Annotated in this window: 16 protein-coding genes; 1 reads left to right on the top strand and 15 read right to left on the bottom strand. The window is 60.8% G+C overall.

Annotation, left to right across the window (positions count from 1 at the left end):
- Positions 1–98: 98 nt before the first annotated feature.
- A complete protein-coding gene (gene tkt / locus HMPREF1144_RS29920; protein WP_004854129.1) occupies positions 99–2,090 on the bottom strand; it encodes a transketolase in 1,992 nt (663 codons plus the stop codon).
- Positions 2,091–2,369: 279 nt separating this feature from the next.
- On the opposite strand from tkt, the gene HMPREF1144_RS29915 reads away from it, so the two are divergent.
- The gene (locus HMPREF1144_RS29915; protein ID WP_004854130.1) at positions 2,370–3,128 is read left to right on the top strand and encodes a M48 family metallopeptidase; all 759 of its coding nucleotides are present in this window, start codon (positions 2,370–2,372) and stop codon (positions 3,126–3,128) included.
- 131 nt (positions 3,129–3,259) lie between these two features.
- On the opposite strand, the gene HMPREF1144_RS29910 is transcribed toward HMPREF1144_RS29915, so the two are convergent.
- The 14 genes from HMPREF1144_RS29910 to HMPREF1144_RS29845 form a co-directional block, all read right to left on the bottom strand.
- Positions 3,260–4,900 (bottom strand): thiamine pyrophosphate-binding protein, encoded by a 1,641-nt coding sequence (locus tag HMPREF1144_RS29910; RefSeq protein WP_009654960.1) that lies wholly within the window; start codon positions 4,898–4,900, stop codon positions 3,260–3,262.
- A gap of 14 nt (positions 4,901–4,914) precedes the next feature.
- Positions 4,915–6,384 (bottom strand): aldehyde dehydrogenase, encoded by a 1,470-nt coding sequence (locus tag HMPREF1144_RS29905; protein WP_004854132.1) that lies wholly within the window; start codon positions 6,382–6,384, stop codon positions 4,915–4,917.
- Positions 6,385–6,399: 15 nt separating this feature from the next.
- Positions 6,400–7,164: an aspartate dehydrogenase gene (locus HMPREF1144_RS29900; protein ID WP_009654972.1), complete on the bottom strand. Its 765-nt coding sequence runs from the start codon at positions 7,162–7,164 to the stop codon at positions 6,400–6,402.
- A 9-nt stretch (positions 7,165–7,173) separates the two neighbouring features.
- Complete coding sequence (locus HMPREF1144_RS29895; RefSeq protein WP_004125082.1) at positions 7,174–7,968, bottom strand: SDR family oxidoreductase; 795 nt, start codon at positions 7,966–7,968, stop codon at positions 7,174–7,176.
- Positions 7,952–8,722, bottom strand: a complete 771-nt coding sequence (locus tag HMPREF1144_RS29890) for an alpha/beta fold hydrolase (RefSeq protein ID WP_009654957.1) — start codon at positions 8,720–8,722, stop codon at positions 7,952–7,954. Before HMPREF1144_RS29890 ends, HMPREF1144_RS29895 begins: the two co-directional genes overlap by 17 nt.
- A 9-nt stretch (positions 8,723–8,731) precedes the next feature.
- Positions 8,732–9,262: a cupin domain-containing protein gene (locus HMPREF1144_RS29885; RefSeq protein ID WP_004125089.1), complete on the bottom strand. Its 531-nt coding sequence runs from the start codon at positions 9,260–9,262 to the stop codon at positions 8,732–8,734.
- Between the two features lie 10 nt (positions 9,263–9,272).
- A complete protein-coding gene (locus HMPREF1144_RS29880; RefSeq protein WP_009654964.1) occupies positions 9,273–10,529 on the bottom strand; it encodes an MFS transporter in 1,257 nt (418 codons plus the stop codon).
- 26 nt (positions 10,530–10,555) lie between these two features.
- A complete protein-coding gene (locus HMPREF1144_RS29875; protein WP_009654967.1) occupies positions 10,556–11,743 on the bottom strand; it encodes an NAD(P)/FAD-dependent oxidoreductase in 1,188 nt (395 codons plus the stop codon).
- Entirely contained in the window at positions 11,740–12,666 is a 927-nt protein-coding gene (locus HMPREF1144_RS29870) for a VOC family protein (protein ID WP_004854137.1), read from the bottom strand. Before HMPREF1144_RS29870 ends, HMPREF1144_RS29875 begins: the two co-directional genes overlap by 4 nt.
- Before the next feature lie 88 nt (positions 12,667–12,754).
- A complete protein-coding gene (locus HMPREF1144_RS29865) occupies positions 12,755–13,543 on the bottom strand; it encodes an IclR family transcriptional regulator (RefSeq protein WP_004854138.1) in 789 nt (262 codons plus the stop codon).
- A gap of 13 nt (positions 13,544–13,556) precedes the next feature.
- Positions 13,557–14,306 carry an SDR family oxidoreductase gene (locus tag HMPREF1144_RS29860; RefSeq protein WP_009654943.1) on the bottom strand — a complete coding sequence of 250 codons (750 nt, stop codon included), beginning with the start codon at positions 14,304–14,306 and terminating at the stop codon, positions 13,557–13,559.
- Complete coding sequence (locus HMPREF1144_RS29855; RefSeq protein WP_009654962.1) at positions 14,306–15,328, bottom strand: aromatic ring-hydroxylating oxygenase subunit alpha; 1,023 nt, start codon at positions 15,326–15,328, stop codon at positions 14,306–14,308. Before HMPREF1144_RS29855 ends, HMPREF1144_RS29860 begins: the two co-directional genes overlap by 1 nt.
- A 10-nt stretch (positions 15,329–15,338) precedes the next feature.
- Positions 15,339–15,647 (bottom strand): recombinase-like helix-turn-helix domain-containing protein, encoded by a 309-nt coding sequence (locus HMPREF1144_RS29850; RefSeq protein WP_004854141.1) that lies wholly within the window; start codon positions 15,645–15,647, stop codon positions 15,339–15,341.
- Positions 15,644–15,967, bottom strand: a complete 324-nt coding sequence (locus HMPREF1144_RS29845; protein WP_004854142.1) for a Rieske (2Fe-2S) protein — start codon at positions 15,965–15,967, stop codon at positions 15,644–15,646. The genes HMPREF1144_RS29850 and HMPREF1144_RS29845 overlap by 4 nt, the downstream gene beginning before the upstream one ends.
- Between the last annotated feature and the right edge of the window lie 298 nt (positions 15,968–16,265).

The raw sequence follows: 16,265 nt of genomic DNA, 5'->3' as shown, positions 1-16,265 counted from the left end.
TTTACGGCGGCAGTCAGAGTTTTTACCCGGAGGCGGTACTGCGCACCTGTCCGGGCTACCCGACCGCGCTGGCCCGTAGCCCGGAGGCGGTGAAAGAACTACAGCAGCGCTTTCGCTTTCGCGACCACGTTATCCACGGTGAAGCCAAACTCTTCAAACAGCTGCTCTGCCGGCGCAGACTCACCGAAGGTGGTCATGCCAACGATCGCGCCGTTCAGGCCCACGTATTTGAACCAGTAGTCGGCGATACCCGCTTCGATGGCAACGCGCGCAGAGACGGCTTTCGGCAGCACGGCTTCACGGTAAGCGGCATCCTGCTTGTCGAACGCGTCGGTGGACGGCATGGAAACCACGCGCGCCTTCACGCCTTCGGCAGTCAGTTTTTCGTAAGCGGCAACCGCCAGCTCCACTTCAGAACCGGTGGCAATGAAGATCAGCTCCGGCTGTCCCGCGCAGTCTTTCAGCACGTAGCCGCCGCGGGCGACGTTCGCCAGCTGCTCTTCGGTACGCTCCTGCTGCGCCAGGTTCTGACGGGAGAGGATCAGCGCGGTCGGGCCGTCCTGACGCTCTACGCCGTATTTCCACGCAATGGCGGATTCCACCTGGTCGCACGGACGCCATGTGGACATGTTCGGCGTGACGCGCAGGGAAGCCACCTGCTCAACCGGCTGGTGCGTCGGGCCGTCTTCGCCCAGACCGATGGAGTCGTGGGTGTAGACCATCACCTGACGCTGTTTCATCAGCGCGGCCATACGTACTGCGTTACGTGCGTACTCGACGAACATCAGGAAGGTGGAGGTGTACGGCAGGAAACCGCCGTGCAGGGCGATACCGTTGGCAATCGCGGTCATACCGAATTCGCGCACGCCGTAGTGGATGTAGTTACCGGCAGTGTCTTCGTTGATCGCTTTAGAGCCGGACCACAGGGTCAGGTTACTTGGCGCCAGGTCAGCGGAGCCGCCGAGGAACTCAGGCAGCAGCGGGCCGAAGGCTTCGATGGCGTTCTGGGACGCTTTACGGCTGGCGATTTTCGCCGGGTTAGCCTGCAGCTTCGCGATGAATTCGTTCGCTTTCGCGTCGAAATCAGCCGGCATTTCGCCTTTCATACGGCGGGTAAACTCGGCAGCTTCCTGCGGGAAGGCTTTGGCGTAGGCGGCGAATTTCTCGTTCCACGCGGACTCCTTCGCCTGGCCAGCTTCTTTGGCATCCCACTGGGCATAGATTTCAGACGGGATTTCAAACGCCGGGTGTTTCCAGCCGAGCGCTTCGCGGGTCAGCGCGATTTCCGCGTCGCCCAGCGGCGCGCCGTGGGAGTCGTGGGTACCGGCTTTGTTCGGCGAACCGAAACCGATGATGGTTTTGCACATCAGCAGGGACGGTTTGTCGGTGACCGCACGCGCTTCTTCTACCGCGCGTTTAATCGAGTCAGCATCGTGACCGTCAACGCCGCGCACCACGTGCCAGCCGTAGGCTTCAAAACGCTTCGCGGTGTCATCGGTGAACCAGCCTTCCACGTGACCGTCGATAGAGATGCCGTTGTCGTCATAGAACGCCACCAGCTTGCCCAGTTTCAGGGTACCAGCCAGGGAGCATACCTCGTGAGAGATACCTTCCATCATGCAGCCGTCGCCCATGAACGCGTAGGTGAAGTGGTCAACAATGTCGTGGCCCGGGCGGTTGAACTGCGCCGCCAGAGTTTTCTCCGCGATGGCCATACCAACCGCATTCGCAATACCCTGCCCCAGCGGACCGGTGGTGGTTTCCACGCCCGCGGTGTAGCCGACTTCCGGGTGACCCGGCGTTTTAGAGTGCAGCTGACGGAAGTTCTTCAGCTCTTCAATCGGCAGATCATAACCGGTGAGGTGCAGCAGGCTGTAAATCAGCATGGAACCGTGGCCGTTGGACAGGACAAAACGGTCGCGGTCGGCCCAGGAGGGGTTCTGCGGGTTATGATTCAGGAAATCACGCCACAGGACTTCGGCAATGTCAGCCATACCCATCGGGGCACCCGGGTGACCGGATTTGGCTTTCTGTACTGCGTCCATGCTCAGCGCACGAATAGCGTTAGCAAGCTCTTTACGTGAGGACATTTTGACTCCAGATCGGATAATGAAGGCCATGCCCGCAACGACTTGACGACAGCGCGTTTTGGGCTACGCCGGAAAAAAGTGTGAACAATGTAACCTAAGCGGCAAAGCATGTACATGGAGCATCCTTTTGCCGTTTAAGAAATCTCTGGAACACGTTGTGCTACGGCGTAATCCTCTCGCCCGCATTCTCATATAGTATTTATAATTTGCACAGGATACGGCAGGCAGCCATTGCCGTTTTTTCGGATAAATAACCATAAGATTGTGGAAGATAAAAAAATGAAAATTCGCTCAGCTCTTCTTGCCCTTGGGATCGCAGCCACGCTTACCGGATGCCAGAACATGGATTCCAACGGCCTGCTTAGCTCCGGCGCGGAGGCTTTCCAGGCTTATTCGCTCAGCGACGAGCAGGTGAAAACTTTAAGCGACAAAGCCTGTCAGGAGATGGATGCGAAAGCGACTATCGCGCCTGCCAGCAGTGAATACAGCAAACGCCTGAGTAAAATCGCCGCCGCGCTGGGGGACAACATCAACGGCCAGCCGGTGAACTACAAGGTGTATCAAACTAAAGACGTTAACGCCTTCGCCATGGCTAACGGCTGCATCCGCGTTTACAGCGGACTGATGGATTTGATGAATGATAATGAAGTCGAAGCGGTTATCGGCCACGAAATGGGTCACGTCGCGCTGGGCCACGTGAAGAAAGGGATGCAGGTAGCGCTGGGCACCAACGCGGTACGCGCGGCGGCGGCCTCCGCGGGCGGCATCGTCGGCAGCCTGTCGCAGTCGCAGCTGGGCGATCTGGGCGAGAAGCTGGTGAACTCGCAGTTCTCCCAGCGTCAGGAATCGGAAGCGGACGACTACTCGTACGATCTGCTGCGCAAGCGCGGCATTAATCCGGCAGGACTTGCCACCAGCTTCGAGAAACTGGCGAAGCTGGAAGCCGGACGCCAAAGCTCCATGTTTGATGACCACCCGGCATCGGAAGAACGCGCTCAGCATATCCGCGATCGCATGAAGGCCGACGGGATTAAGTAACCCCCGGCGGACTCTCACTATTTATAGTAAAGAGGAACGCCTTGCGGAGTCCCCCTCTCCCGGTAAGGAGAGGGGTTGGGCCCTCAAGCCGGGCGTTTTCCCCGGAGGCGTCCTGCGGGCTCGCCGTCCGATTAGTACAGCGTCTTCTGCGGCGGGCCGGCAAAGCGAAGCGCGCCTATCTCGCCCATTTTCACTTCCACCACCGACGGCCCCGGCATTGCCAGCGCTTCGGTCATCACCGCCTGAAAATCCTCCGCCCGATCGACGCTCCACGCCTGCAGACCGATGGCCTGTGCCAGCAGCGTAAAGTCTGGCGTATGCAGCTCGTTATAATACTGGCGGCCGCCAAAATACTTATCCTGGATACCGCGCATCACGCCGTAGCCGCCATCGTTCATAATCAGCAGCGTCACGTTAGCCTTTTCCTGAGCCAGCGTCGCCAGTTCACCGAGGTTCAGGCTCAGGCCGCCGTCGCCGACCAGCCCCACCACCTTACGCCGCGGATTGGCAATAGCGGTACCAATAGCCATCGGCAGCCCCATACCGATAGCCCCGGCCAGCGAGTGAATATTCATCAGCGGACCGTTGGCGCGAAACAGGCGGCTACCCCACAGGCTACCGGATACGGTAATATCGCGGACCAGGATGCCGCTCTCCGGCAGCGCCTGCGCGATAGCGTCGCTTAATCTGGCGTAATCGCCGCACTGCTCGCGCAGCCCCTGCTCCGCGATCGCCACCGCTTCTTTTATCTGGCTATCCCAGCGCGCGTCGCCCCATATGCGCCCCTGAGCTCGTTCCGCCAGCGCGCCTAATAACGCGCGGCAGTCCGCCACCAGCGTATTGTCCATCAGGTAGTTACGGCTGGCCGCCGCCGGGTCGATATCAATCTGTACCCGCGGCGTGGGCAGCTCCAGCGTCCACGAACGCGTCTCGTTGCTGCGTAACCGTGAACCGGCGACAAGTGTGAAATCACAGTGTGAAATCAACGCTTCAACCGACGGCGAATTGTGAAATGCGCGCAGGCTGGCGCGGTGGCCATCCGGCAGAATACCGCGGCCGTGGGTACTGGAAATCACCGTCATCCCGGCATCCGCCAGCGCCTTCACCGCCTCGCTGCTCTCTAAGGCGCCGCCGCCGAGCCACAGCAGCGGCCGCTTCGCCTGCTTAAGCTGCGCCCACAGCGTATCAACCAGCGACGACTCCGGCGCCACAGCCGGAGCGCGTTTCAACGGCGCGGTCAGCAGCGAAAGCGGGATTTTGGCGCTCTGAATATCAATCGGAATTTCAACCGAGACCGGGCCACACGGCGGCGTCTGCGCCTCCTGAATCGCTTTATGCAGGAGAGCAACCGCCTGATTGGCGCTACTGATGCGATAAGCGCGCTTTGAGCTGGCCTTCAGGAAGGTCAGCTGATCGCGAGTTTCGTGAATAAACCCGGTATCGGCATCCAGCCAGGCTTTTTCAACCTGGCCGGTGAGATGCAGCAGCGGCGTGCCGGCGTTCATCGCTTCAACCAGCGCGCCGACGGCGTTGCCCGCCCCGGCCCCGGTGCTGGTCAACGCCACGCCGAGCCCGGAAAAACGCCCGTGGGCGTCAGCCATGGTCACCGATCCCGCCTCCCCGCGCGCCGGGACGAAGCGGATTTTTTCCCGCTGGCCGACGGCATCGGCGATCGGCAGATTGTGAATAGAGATGACGCCATACATGGCTTCAACATGATACTGCTCCAGCGTTCTGGCGATGGCGTCGCCGACGGTTATCATTTCGCTCATTGCTCACCCTTCTCTCAATCGCACCAGTGGTTGACGCTATTACCCGTCGCCAGATAAATACTCTTCTGCTGCATCCAGGCTTTCAGACCCTGGATGCCTTTTTCGCGGCCCAGGCCGCTCTCTTTAAAGCCCCCAAACGGGGTGGAAATAGAGAAAACCTTATAGGTGTTGATCCATACCGTACCGGCCTCCAGCTGTTCGCTCAGACGCAGAGCGCGGCCGGCATCGCGCGTCCAGATCCCCGCCGCCAGCCCGAAGACGGAGTCATTGGCCTCGCGGATCAGCGCCGCTTCATCGCTAAAGCGCAGCGCCACCAGCACCGGCCCGAAGATCTCTTCCTGACAGACGCGAGCCTGGTTGTTTAGTCCCTCGACGATCGTCGGCTGGAAGTAGCTGCCCGCCGCCAGCGCCGGATCCGCCGGGATCTCGCCCCCGCACAGCACGCTACCGCCTTCGCGCTTCGCCAGTTCGACATACGCCAGCACGCTCTGGCGATGCTTATCGTTAATCAGCGGTCCGACGTGGGTGTCGGCGCTAAACGGATGGCCCACCCGGAGCCCGCGGGTTAATTCCAGCAGCCGGGCCATTAATTGCGGATAGACTTTTTCATGAATGAACAGACGCGATCCGGCGATGCAGGCCTGGCCGCCTGAGCTGAATATGCCGTAGCAGATACCCCGCGCCGCCTGTTCAATATCGGCATCCTCCAGCACGATGGTCGGCGATTTGCCGCCCAGCTCCAGCGACGCCGGGATCAGTTTTTCCGCCGCCACGTGCGCCAGATGCCGTCCGGTAGCGGTGCCGCCGGTAAAGGAAATTTTGCGCACCTTAGGATGACGAGCCAGCGCATCGCCAATCACCGAACCTTTGCCCGGCAGCACGCTCAGCAGCCCGGCGGGCAGCCCGGCCTGCTCAAAGATGCGCGCCAGCTCCAGCGCCATCAGCGGCGTCGCTTCCGCCGGCTTGAGGATCACTGCGTTCCCCGCGGCGATGGCCGGCGCAACTTTTTGCATTTCGCTGGCGATAGGCGAGTTCCACGGCGTAATCGCCGCCACCACGCCCAACGGTTCATAGCGGCTCAGGGTCAGCAGATCCGCCTGGCGCGGTGTCGGCAGCTCGCCCTCCAGCAGTTCGCAGGCGGCGGCAAAATAGCGCGCGGTGCCCGCCGCGCTCATCACCAGACCCCGCGCTTCCGCCAGCGGTTTACCGTTGTCGCGGCTCTGCTTGCGGGTTAACTCGTCGCTCTGCGCTTCAATCAGATCGGCGACCTTATGCAGGATCTTTGCCCGCTGATGCGGCAGCGTGGCCCGCCACGTCGGCTCCCGCCATGCGCGATCGGCGCAGTCGATCGCCTCCTGCAGATCGTCCAGGCCGGCCGCATATAGCGAAGCGTTAAGCGATCCATCCGCCGGAAAGCGGCTGTGCATCAGGTTGCCGCCGCCGCGCCGCCACTGGCCGCCGATAAAAATGTCTAACTCGTCCATCTCAGCCTCTCTGCGTTATGTCAGTTCGCAGCAGGCGCGTACCGCGCTCAGTGCCGCCAGGGTCGACGTTTTGGGATTGCTGGCGAGCGGCAGGCCGCTCAGTTCAAGGTGAAACTCGCCGAATAGCCCTTCGGCGTGCAGCGTATGGGTATTGCGTTGCGTCGTCGGATCCACCATCAGCTGCACCCGGGTGGCATCAAGACCAATGCCGCCCAGCGCCACGGTTGCCGCCACGTTGGCGTTCGCCGGAAACAGCCGCGCCGCTTCGCGGGCGCTACCCTCAAAGAAAATCCGCGTTTCATGTACCGCGTTAAGATCGATCAGCTGCTCGGCATAGCTGCCGCGCCAGCTGGCCGGGCTTTTACGCGACTGATAGGTCACGCGCTCAAGTCCGCCCTCTTTCGCCGCCGCCAGGCCATCAATACCGGCTATCGCGCCCGCCAGCAGCGTTAGCCTGCCGCCCGCCTGGCGTAGGCGCTGTTCCAGTTGGCTATCCGCCAGCGCGCCTGTGGAGATCACCGCCAGATGCCAGCCGCGGGCCAGCACTGCCTCGCCGTACTGCGCCACCGCCTGCTGGCTGGCGCATTCAAGCACCAGATCCGGCGTCTGGTCGCACTGCAGCGGATCGCTCAACGGCGCAACCGCCCCGGCAAACTGCTGGCGGATCGCCGCATGGTGCGGCTCGCGGGCCACGATCCAGCCTAACGCCACCTGCGGCGGCAGCCGTTCAATGACCGCCTGCGCCATCGCGCCGTAGCCGATTAACATCACCTTTTTCATCATCTTTCCTTACAGGTGACGGCAAAAGCCGCCGGACACATCCAGCGCCGCGCCGGTGGTAAACGAAGCCAGCGGAGAAGCGAGAAACAGCAGCGCCTGCGCCGGCTCCTGCGGTTTTCCGAGCCGCGCCATCGGGATCCCGCGCTTGCGAGCGATGTCGGCGGTCCACTCTGGCCAGCTCTGGCTCTTATCGCTGCGGTTTGCAAAACGGCGCTGCCACTGTCCGGATTCGACCATGCCCAGCAGAATGGAATTGACGCGAATCCCTTTGCCGATCAGATCCTTCGACAGGGTCAGCGTCATATTCAGCAGCGCGGCGCGGGCGGCTGAGGTGGCGATCATGTGCTCTTCCGGCTGCAGCGCCAGCAGCGAGTTCACGCAGGTAATTGAGGCGATATCCGACCGCTCAAGCTGCGGCTGGAACGCCCTGACCGGATTAATCACCCCGAACAGCTTCAGTTCGGCTTCGTGCAGCCAGGCCTCGCGCGGCGTATCGGCGAAATGGGCGACATAGCCCTGGCCGGCGTTGTTTATCAACATGTCGGCGCCGCCAAAATGGGCTTCTACTGCATTTGCAAAGGCCTGAACCTCTTGTTCATTCAGGACGTCGCAGCGCCAGGAAAACACGTCCCCAGCGGGATATTCGTTTAGCAGCGCCGCGTGGGCGCTGGCCAGCCGGTCCGGGTTGCGGCCGCAAAAGGCGACTTTCGCCCCTTCGCCCAGCAGCAGGCGCAGCGTTTCGAAACCAATCCCTGACGAGCCGCCGGTGACCACCGCGACGCGTCCTTCAATTTGTGCATTCATCGCGCACCTCTTCCCCTATGCGTAAAAGCTGTTGATTAAAAAACGTCGCGTTATCGAGATAGCTGGCGTGCCCGGCCTGCGGGATAGCGGTGTATGGCATGCCGTAGCGTAGAGCCACCCCCTGCACCAGCTCGGGCTGGGTGATGGCATCCTGCTCGCCGCACCAGACGGCGAAGCGGCCGCGATAATCGGCAAGCCAGCGGTGGATGTCGTCGTGCGCCAGCATCCAGGCGGCGGCGAGATAGCCTTCACTGCGCAGCCTGCGCATGCCTGCCGCAACCGTCGCCACATCGGCTTCGCGCGCGCCAGCGCGCAGCAGCTTCGCCGCCCGTCCCAGGGCCATCGCCTCACCGCCCAGCGCCATCTGCTGCTGACGCCCTTGCCAGACTTTTTCCCGCTGCGCGTCTGTCGCCTGGCCGTAGCCCTGAGCAACGTCGGCCAGCACCAGATACCGCACGCGCTGCGGATACCTGGCGGCAAAAGCGGCGGCGACCAACGCGCCCAGCGAATGGCCGACCAGTACGGTTTTCTGCACCCCGGCCCGGTCGAGCATCCGCGCCAGCGCATCGGCGTAGTCGCCGGCATCCGCCCGCGCCGTCGCAAGCATCGGGCTTTCGCCATAACCGGGCATATCCCAGGCCAGCACGCGGTAGCCGGGAAGCGCCATCTGTTTATGCCAGGAGGCCGCGCCGGAACTGATGCCGTGCAGCAGCGTCAGCGGCGTACCGCTTCCTTGTTCACGAAAACCCGTCATCATCGCTCCTTAGCTACGCTTCACTTTCGACAGCGGATGATCTTCCGGGTAGGTCGGAATATGCGGTTTTGGCGTACCGAGCATCACGCACATCAGCGCCTCTTCCTCGCCGTGGTTGAACAGCCCGCGATAGATTCCGGCCGGAACGGAAATCAGATCGCGTTCGCGCAGGACGGTCTCGGTATAGCTGTCGCCATCCTGGATCATCAGGGTGATCTGCCCTTTGAGCATGAAGAACACCTCTTCCACATCATCGTGCAGGTGCAGCGGGCCTTCGCATTTGGACGGCAGTACCATGGTGGAGAAGGTGAAGTGTTCCGCCTGAACGGTATTACTATCGCTGGCGACGCCGGTCGCGCCGGTGCCGATATAGCGCATCTGCGCGCGGCGATACTTCGGGTCGAAATCCGCCTGGAACTTCAGCGCATTCCAGTCGTATTTACGGCCTTCAAAGCGCGCGATACGCGACTCGACCCACTCTTCCATCGTCAGATGTTCAGGTTTCAGACTCGGTTTTGCGGTTACGGTTGAATCAGTCATCGTTTTATCCTCAGTAACGTCTTAGCAGCGGCAGTAACAGGACGCAGCCCACCGCCGCCATCACCGCCAGAAAAATCAGCCCGGAATCCATGCTGTGGGTGAAGGCGATAAGCGCGCCCATCACCGCCGGCGATAGCGCCCCGGCAAAGTTTCCCAGCCCGTTGAAAATTCCGCCCGCGGTGGCGCTGACTCGCGGATGGGTCGCCTTGGCCAGCAGCGCGAAGATATTCGGCGCGCCGGTCCCCCACATAAAGGTGCTAAAGCTCATCGCCGCGATCACCGGCAGCGGCGTGGTGAAATGCATCACCGCCGCCAGGCCAATACCTGCACCTGCCAGGGAAATAAAGCAGGCGGCGGCGCGCTTATCGACGCGGTCAGACAGCCAGGCGCCGATGATTTCGCCGAGCAGCATGGCGATAAACGGCATCGACGACAGCCAGCCGGCGTGTTCAAGATGGATACCTTTGCCCTTAATCAGGTAGCCAGGCAGCCAGCCGTTGATGCCCCACAAATAGGCGAGAAAGGCGATATTGAAGATGCAAATCATCCAGAAGTGCGGGCTGACAAACAGTTCGCGGCGGGCGCTGCGGCGCGCCTCCTGCGACGTTTGCCCGCCGCTGGCTTTCGCCTCCAGCCTGACGCCGCGCAGCCCGATGCGCACAAAAATCAGTACCGGCACCGTCAGCATCGCCATCACAAAGAAGGTGCTCTGCCAGCCGAAGGTGTTGAGCAGCCAAATCGATAGCGGAAAGCCAATCGCCGCGCCCACCGGCGTCCCAAGCAGCCAGAGCATGGTGGCCCGCGCCTGCAGGTGCTGCGGAAAGGTATGGCGGACGATAGCGAACGCCAGCGGGAACAGCGGCCCCTCGGCGATTCCCAGCAAAATTCGCAGCGTCACCATCAGCGTGTAGTTGTGGGTGAAGCCCATCACCAGCATTAAAATGCACCACACCGCCATCATCCCGGTAAGCAGACGCAGCGGCGCGATACGGTCGCCCAGACCGCTTAACAGCACCGAGGAAAATCCGTAGCTCAGCAGGAAAGCGCTCATCAGGATGCCCAGACGCGTGGTGTCGAAATCGATGCCCATCGCCTGCTGGAAGTGGCTATCGGAAAACAGCGCGGCGATGCTGATCTTGTCGAAGAACGCCAGCAGTACGCAGGCCAGCAGCGACAGCGGAATGGCCCAGCGAACCGCTTTTTCAGGCGTGCGGGTGCCCTCGCCGCTCGCCTCAGCAGGCGCGGCGTTAGTCTCTAATGTGGTCATTTCTCCCCCTTAAGGGTGCGGGTTAGCTATCGCAATGACATCAGTGAAAAAGCCGGGTCGGCGAGCGGTACAGCGGATAAATCTCGCCCCGCCGCCATCCAGCGCTTCGCCAGCTTGACGGTACGCGCATCGTTGAACGCCACCAGCTGCGTCAGCCGCCCGTTTTCGTCCAGCGAGAAGTACAGCGAATGTTCACGCGCTATCGTTCTGCTGCCCGGCTGCGGAATACCGAGGATCTGGATATTGTGCTGATATTGATCCGACCACAGCCACGGCGCGTCGTCGTAGCCTGGCGCATCGGGATTGAGCATCGCTTTTGCCGTCGCCACCGCCTGATTCTGGGCGAAGGCCCAGGACTGGATGCACAGGCCGTAGTGATGATGCTGCGCCACATCCCCGGCAGCAAAGATGAACGGATCCGACGTTCGCCCCTGGGTATCCACAACGATCCCGCGCTCGGTTCTCAGCCCCGCGTCGCGCGCCAGTTCGAGATTAAGATCGACCCCAATCCCCACCACCACCGCATCATAAATTTCGCGCTTACCGTCACAGTGAATGACCGGCAGGCCGTTATTATCTTCCAGCTCCAGCGCGCCGCAGCCGGTACGGATATCCACACCCTGCGCGCGATGAATTGCCGCTAAGCGTTGCGACACCTCGCCGCTCACCGAACGCATGCACAGCGCAGGCTGCTGCTCGAACAGCGTAACCGCCACGCCGTTTTTCCGCGCCGAGGCGGCAATCTCAAGGCCAATCCAGCCGCCACCGACAATGGCCAGTTTTTGACTTTCCGCCAGACGACTTTTCAGACGCTGCGCATCCTGCCAGTGACGCAGAGTATAAACCTGAGGGTGCGCCGCCCAAGCCTCGCCCGGCAGACGCGCTCGCCCGCCGGTGGCGACCAATAGAATGTTGTAACTAATTTGTTCGCCGTTGCTTAAAATCACCGTTTTAGCGACCCGGTCAATCTGCTCTGCACGCAGCGGACGATACCAGGTCAGATTCAGCGCCTGCTGCGTTTCGTGCGAAAACAAGCGCGGTAGCTGCGCATCGGTATCCAGCAATGCGGCTTTGGAAAGCGGAGGCCGCTCGTAGAAATCCCATTCCTCTTCCGCCACCACGCAGATCTCACCGTCGAATCCCTCGTCGCGCAGCGTTTTCGCCGCCCAGCCGCCCGCCTGGCCGCCGCCGACAATCACAATCCGCGCCGTCATACCGCCTCCGCTTTTTTCTGCTGGCGGCGAGTATCGTGGTCGATACCGCCCTCCACCGCCCATTCGGTAAAGGAGACCAACGAGTGCTCAAGCTCGCGCGGTTGCCAGTTTTCCGTCAGATAATCATCGTTGGTGTAGTACTCGAAGGCGCCGCCAGTGGGGCTGTTGACGTACCAGAAGTAGGCCGAAGAGACCGGGTGGCGGCCGGGGCCGATAAAGGTACTCCAGGCGTTTTTGTTCATCGCAATGCCGCCGCCGATCACCTCGTGGATGTCACGTACGGTGAAGGCCACGTGGTTCAGACCACGTTTGCGGTTCGGCAACTGCAGCAGGAAGAGATTGTGATGGCCGCCGCGCGCGCCGCAGCGCAGGAATACCGCGCGGTTGATGTAGCGGTCTGACACCTGGAAGCCGAGCACCTCGCGATAGAAGCTTTCGACTGCCGCCAGTTCTTCAACAAAGAACACCACGTGGCCAACGTTGATCGGCTGCGCGCGGTCGTAAACCGGGCTCGGCGTGTCGATACGGCGAACATCGCCCCACTGGTTGATCGGCTCGACGTTAAGCTCTACCGCCGTTTGCTGACTGACCTGCACCCGCAGCGTCATGCCGTTCGGGTCGAGGCACTCCAGCGCGCCGTCAACCCTGCGGAAGCCGGGCTGACGTTCCAGCTTTGGACGTAGCGCCTCCAGCGCTGCCTGGTCCGCTACGCCCCAGGTCATACGGCGCAGCGTATTGCCGGCTTCAAACGCTGGGGGCAGGTCGGGGCTGCCGATCGGGTTAAGCTCGACGCGCGCGCCGCTGAGGGTGGTAAACACGCGGCCGCTGGCGTCGCCAGCCAGGCCAAAATCGTGCATAAATTTGGCGCTATGGTTCAGGTCATCTACGCCAAATTCCAGCTTTTCAATTCCGGTAATACTCATTTTTCGTCGCCTCTTTACCGTTCAGTCGCCCGAATTTGGGCGTAAAACATGCCCGACGCACTCAAGCGCCTGCCGTTAAGTGTTTGATTTAACTTGCCTGAGACAAATACCCCAGGAAACCGGAAATTTTGTCCGCCGCCAGGCTGACGTCGTTCTGCAGCCGCTCGCGATCGCTTTGCGGGATCTCATCGGAGGGCACCAGGATGCTGACCACCCCCGCCACCCGGCCGCTGCGGTCATACACCGGGTAGACAATCGACGAGATGCCGTGGCGGAAGAACGACTCGCCAATCACATAGCCGCGGGCTTTATCCTGCTGCACCATCTGCCACAGCGCTTCGCGATCGTGCAGTTGGCCCGGCGTGTTGCCCGGCAGCCGCTCGTTCGGGAACAGCTGTTCAAACTCGCTGCGTGAAACATCGGTCAGCAGCATGCGGCCCAGCGAGGTGCAGTGCACCGGCAGCCGGGTGCCGACGCTGACCTGGTTGATCCGCGAACCGGCCGCGCTGACGCGAGCGATGTAGATAATGTCCCGGCCATCGCGGATCGCCAGATGACTGCTGCACTGGCTGACATCGCGCAGCTGCTCGATAACCGGCTGACCCACCTGGGCGATATCCAGCGAGGCGATATATTCAAAGCCCAGCCGCAGCACGTTCATCCCCAGCGAAAAGGTGTTGGTGCGCGCGTTGCGCTCGAGAAAGCCCATATACTCCAGCGTTTGCACTACGCGATAGGCGGTCGCTTTCGGCATATCCACCAGCCGGTGCAGCTCGGCGAAGGTCAGATCGCGATGCTGTTCGCCAAAAGCCAGCAGCAGCTGCAGCCCGCGCTCAAGCCCCGGCACCAGGTACTTCACTTCCTGATCGTTCGCCATACCGCCTCACTTATTAGTTAAAAACAAAACCGCCGTTGACCGGGATCAGCTGGCCGGTGATAAACCGCGATAGATCGCTGAGCAGCCAGACCACGCTGCCGGTGACGTCTTCCGGCTGCTGCGCGCCGCTGAGCGCGCGACCGTTTTCATACAGTTGATGGCGCTCCGCAGGCACGTATTCCGTCGCCTCAACGCGGGTCAGCCCCGGCGCGATGGCGTTTATGCGGATGCGCTTTTCCCCCAGCTCGCGGGCCATTGAGCGGGTCATCGCGATCACCGCGCCTTTACTGGCAACGTAGGCCATCAGCCGCGGCGCCCCCCACAGGGCAGTATCCGAGGCGACATTGACGATCCCCGCCCCTTCGCGCAGCAGCGGTACCGCCGCGCGGGTCACCAGCCAGGTACCTTTAACGTTAACCGTCATCACCCGATCCCACAGATCCGGATCGTAATCGAGCATGTTTTTACCGCCGACGCCGGTGGCCATTGCCGCATTATTCACTAACCCGTCGATCGCTCCCCGCTCGCCGATAGCACTGAATACCCGGCCGATCGATTCGCTATCGGCGAGATCGATCGCGTGGGATTCGATGCGGTAGCCCTTTTCCTGCAGACGATAGGCGCTTTCCGCCAGCTCACCTCGCAGAATGTCGCACATCACCACCGCCGCGCCCTGTCCGGCGCAGGCTTCGGCGAAGTGGTAGCCCAGGCCGCGCGCCGCGCCGGTGACGACGATACGTTTCCCGTTAAGCAGGCCGTTCATCAGGCGGCTCCCTGCTGCTCTTCCAGGGCCGCCAGCTGCTCTTTTGCCGCTTTCTGCATCATGCGGCGCAGACGGGAAAGGCCGACGTCGTGCTGATAAAGATATTCACGATCGCGGGCATTCGGCGCCAGGCTTTCCAGCACCACGCGATCCTGTTCGAGCACTTCCCAGTGCAATTTTTCCAGGCGGTTGCGATACATAAAACGCCACAGATCGCGCTGCCAGCCCTGTACGCCGCGGATGCGCCAGAAGAAGACGCGGCAGTTGTCGTTATCTTCCGGCACTACCATGCCGACAATCCAGAAGTGACCGCCCGGTCCAAAGCGCTTTTTGTACGGAATAGAGAGGCGCATCCAGTAGGCCCCGCTGTTGCCCAGTTCAACCCAGTCGAAGTTAACGCCAACCTGCCCTTTCTTCTCAAAAATAAACCCGGTTTTCGTGGGCTGCAGCACCATGTCGGCTTTGCGATCGCCTTCCGCCATCGAGTGCGAGGAGGAGTGGAGATAGGTGCCGTGCATCGGGTCCATCACGTTTTCCAGGGCGTACTGGTAGTTGCATTTCCACGCCGCGGTACACAGGAAGTTGCTATATTTGTCTCTATCGGCCAGCTCTTGCGGAAAGTTCAGCTCATCAGGCTGCTGGTCGGCGGTGACGCCAAACCACAGAAAAATAGCGCCGTGCGCTTCCTGAACGCTGTAGCTGCGGACGCACTGTTGACCCACCAGCGGACAGCGGTCAACCGCCGGGACGTCTTTCACTTCGCCGTTGCCGGCCACTTCCACGCCGTGATACCAGCAGGCGATGCGATCGCCCAGGTTCCAGCCCATCGACAGGCGCGCGCCGCGGTGCGGGCAGCGGTCTTCCAGCGCCTGCACCTGGCCGTCTTTATTGCGCCAGACCACGATCTGTTCGCCGAGGCGGGTAATGCCCACTGGAGCCGACTGTACTTCCCAGCTCGCCAGCACCGGATACCACAGGCCGCGTAACCCTTTATCAAGATAGTTTTGTACCGTTGTCGTCATCGCTGTGTCCTCAGTATCCGTTTACCTGCAGAAATGCCTGGAAGCTGCTTTCGCTCCACGGTTCGCCCTGCTGGTCGTACATTCTGACGCCGTTCAGGCCGCTCACCAGCTCGCCGAGGGTTTCCGCGCCCTGCTCAAAGAGCGTTTCCAGGGTGGCGATAAGCTGTAGTTCCCAGCTTTCCGGCACCCGGCTGCGGGTTTGCCAGATCAGATTGGGGTAGTCGCCGGGCTTGTGAATGTTACCGTTTCCGCCTTCCGCCGGCGGCGTGAACTGACGGCTTTCCGGCAACGCCGGGTTAAAGTCCAGGGACTCGCTCATGCCACGTTCTCCTCGATAAAAGAAATCTGGATCTGCTTGTCGTATACCCGCACCGGGTAACGATGCAGGCTGCGGCCGCCGGGGCCGTGCAGACACTGGCCGGTTTTGACGTCGAATACCGCTTCATGCAGCGGGCACTCCACCTTGCCATCTTCAACAAAGCCCTGGCTCAGCAGCGCATAAGCGTGGGGACAAACGTCTTCCAGCGCGTAATATTCGCCATCAATCAGATAGATACCGATTTCTTTACCGTCGATACTGCCGCTGTAGGGGAAATCTTCCTGTACTTGCTCCGCGTCACACACGCCAATCCAGCTCATCGCATTCCTCCGGGCTCTGTTTCATATATGAAACTCTGTTTCTTATTTAATACGGTCAATATAAAAGCGATGAATCTTTCGTCAAGCGCCAATGTGATTAAATTGTTAATGAACAGCCTTTTAATTAGCTAACTGTGGAATTGATCACGAAAAAAAGCAGCCAGATGAAATGATGATATTTAAAGTGCCCTTTCATTATAAATAACGCTATCTCTTCAAAAATGAAATGCACCTGTTGATGTCTTTTCATAATGATCGTTAGAAATGAGCGAAAAGGTAAAACATGCTGTTTCACATA

The sequence above is a fragment of the Klebsiella sp. OBRC7 genome, assembly GCF_000293135.1.
Lineage (GTDB): Bacteria > Pseudomonadota > Gammaproteobacteria > Enterobacterales > Enterobacteriaceae > Klebsiella > Klebsiella michiganensis.
Note: the sequence above shows the minus strand (reverse complement) of the source record. Positions and strands in the feature narration are given on the sequence as shown.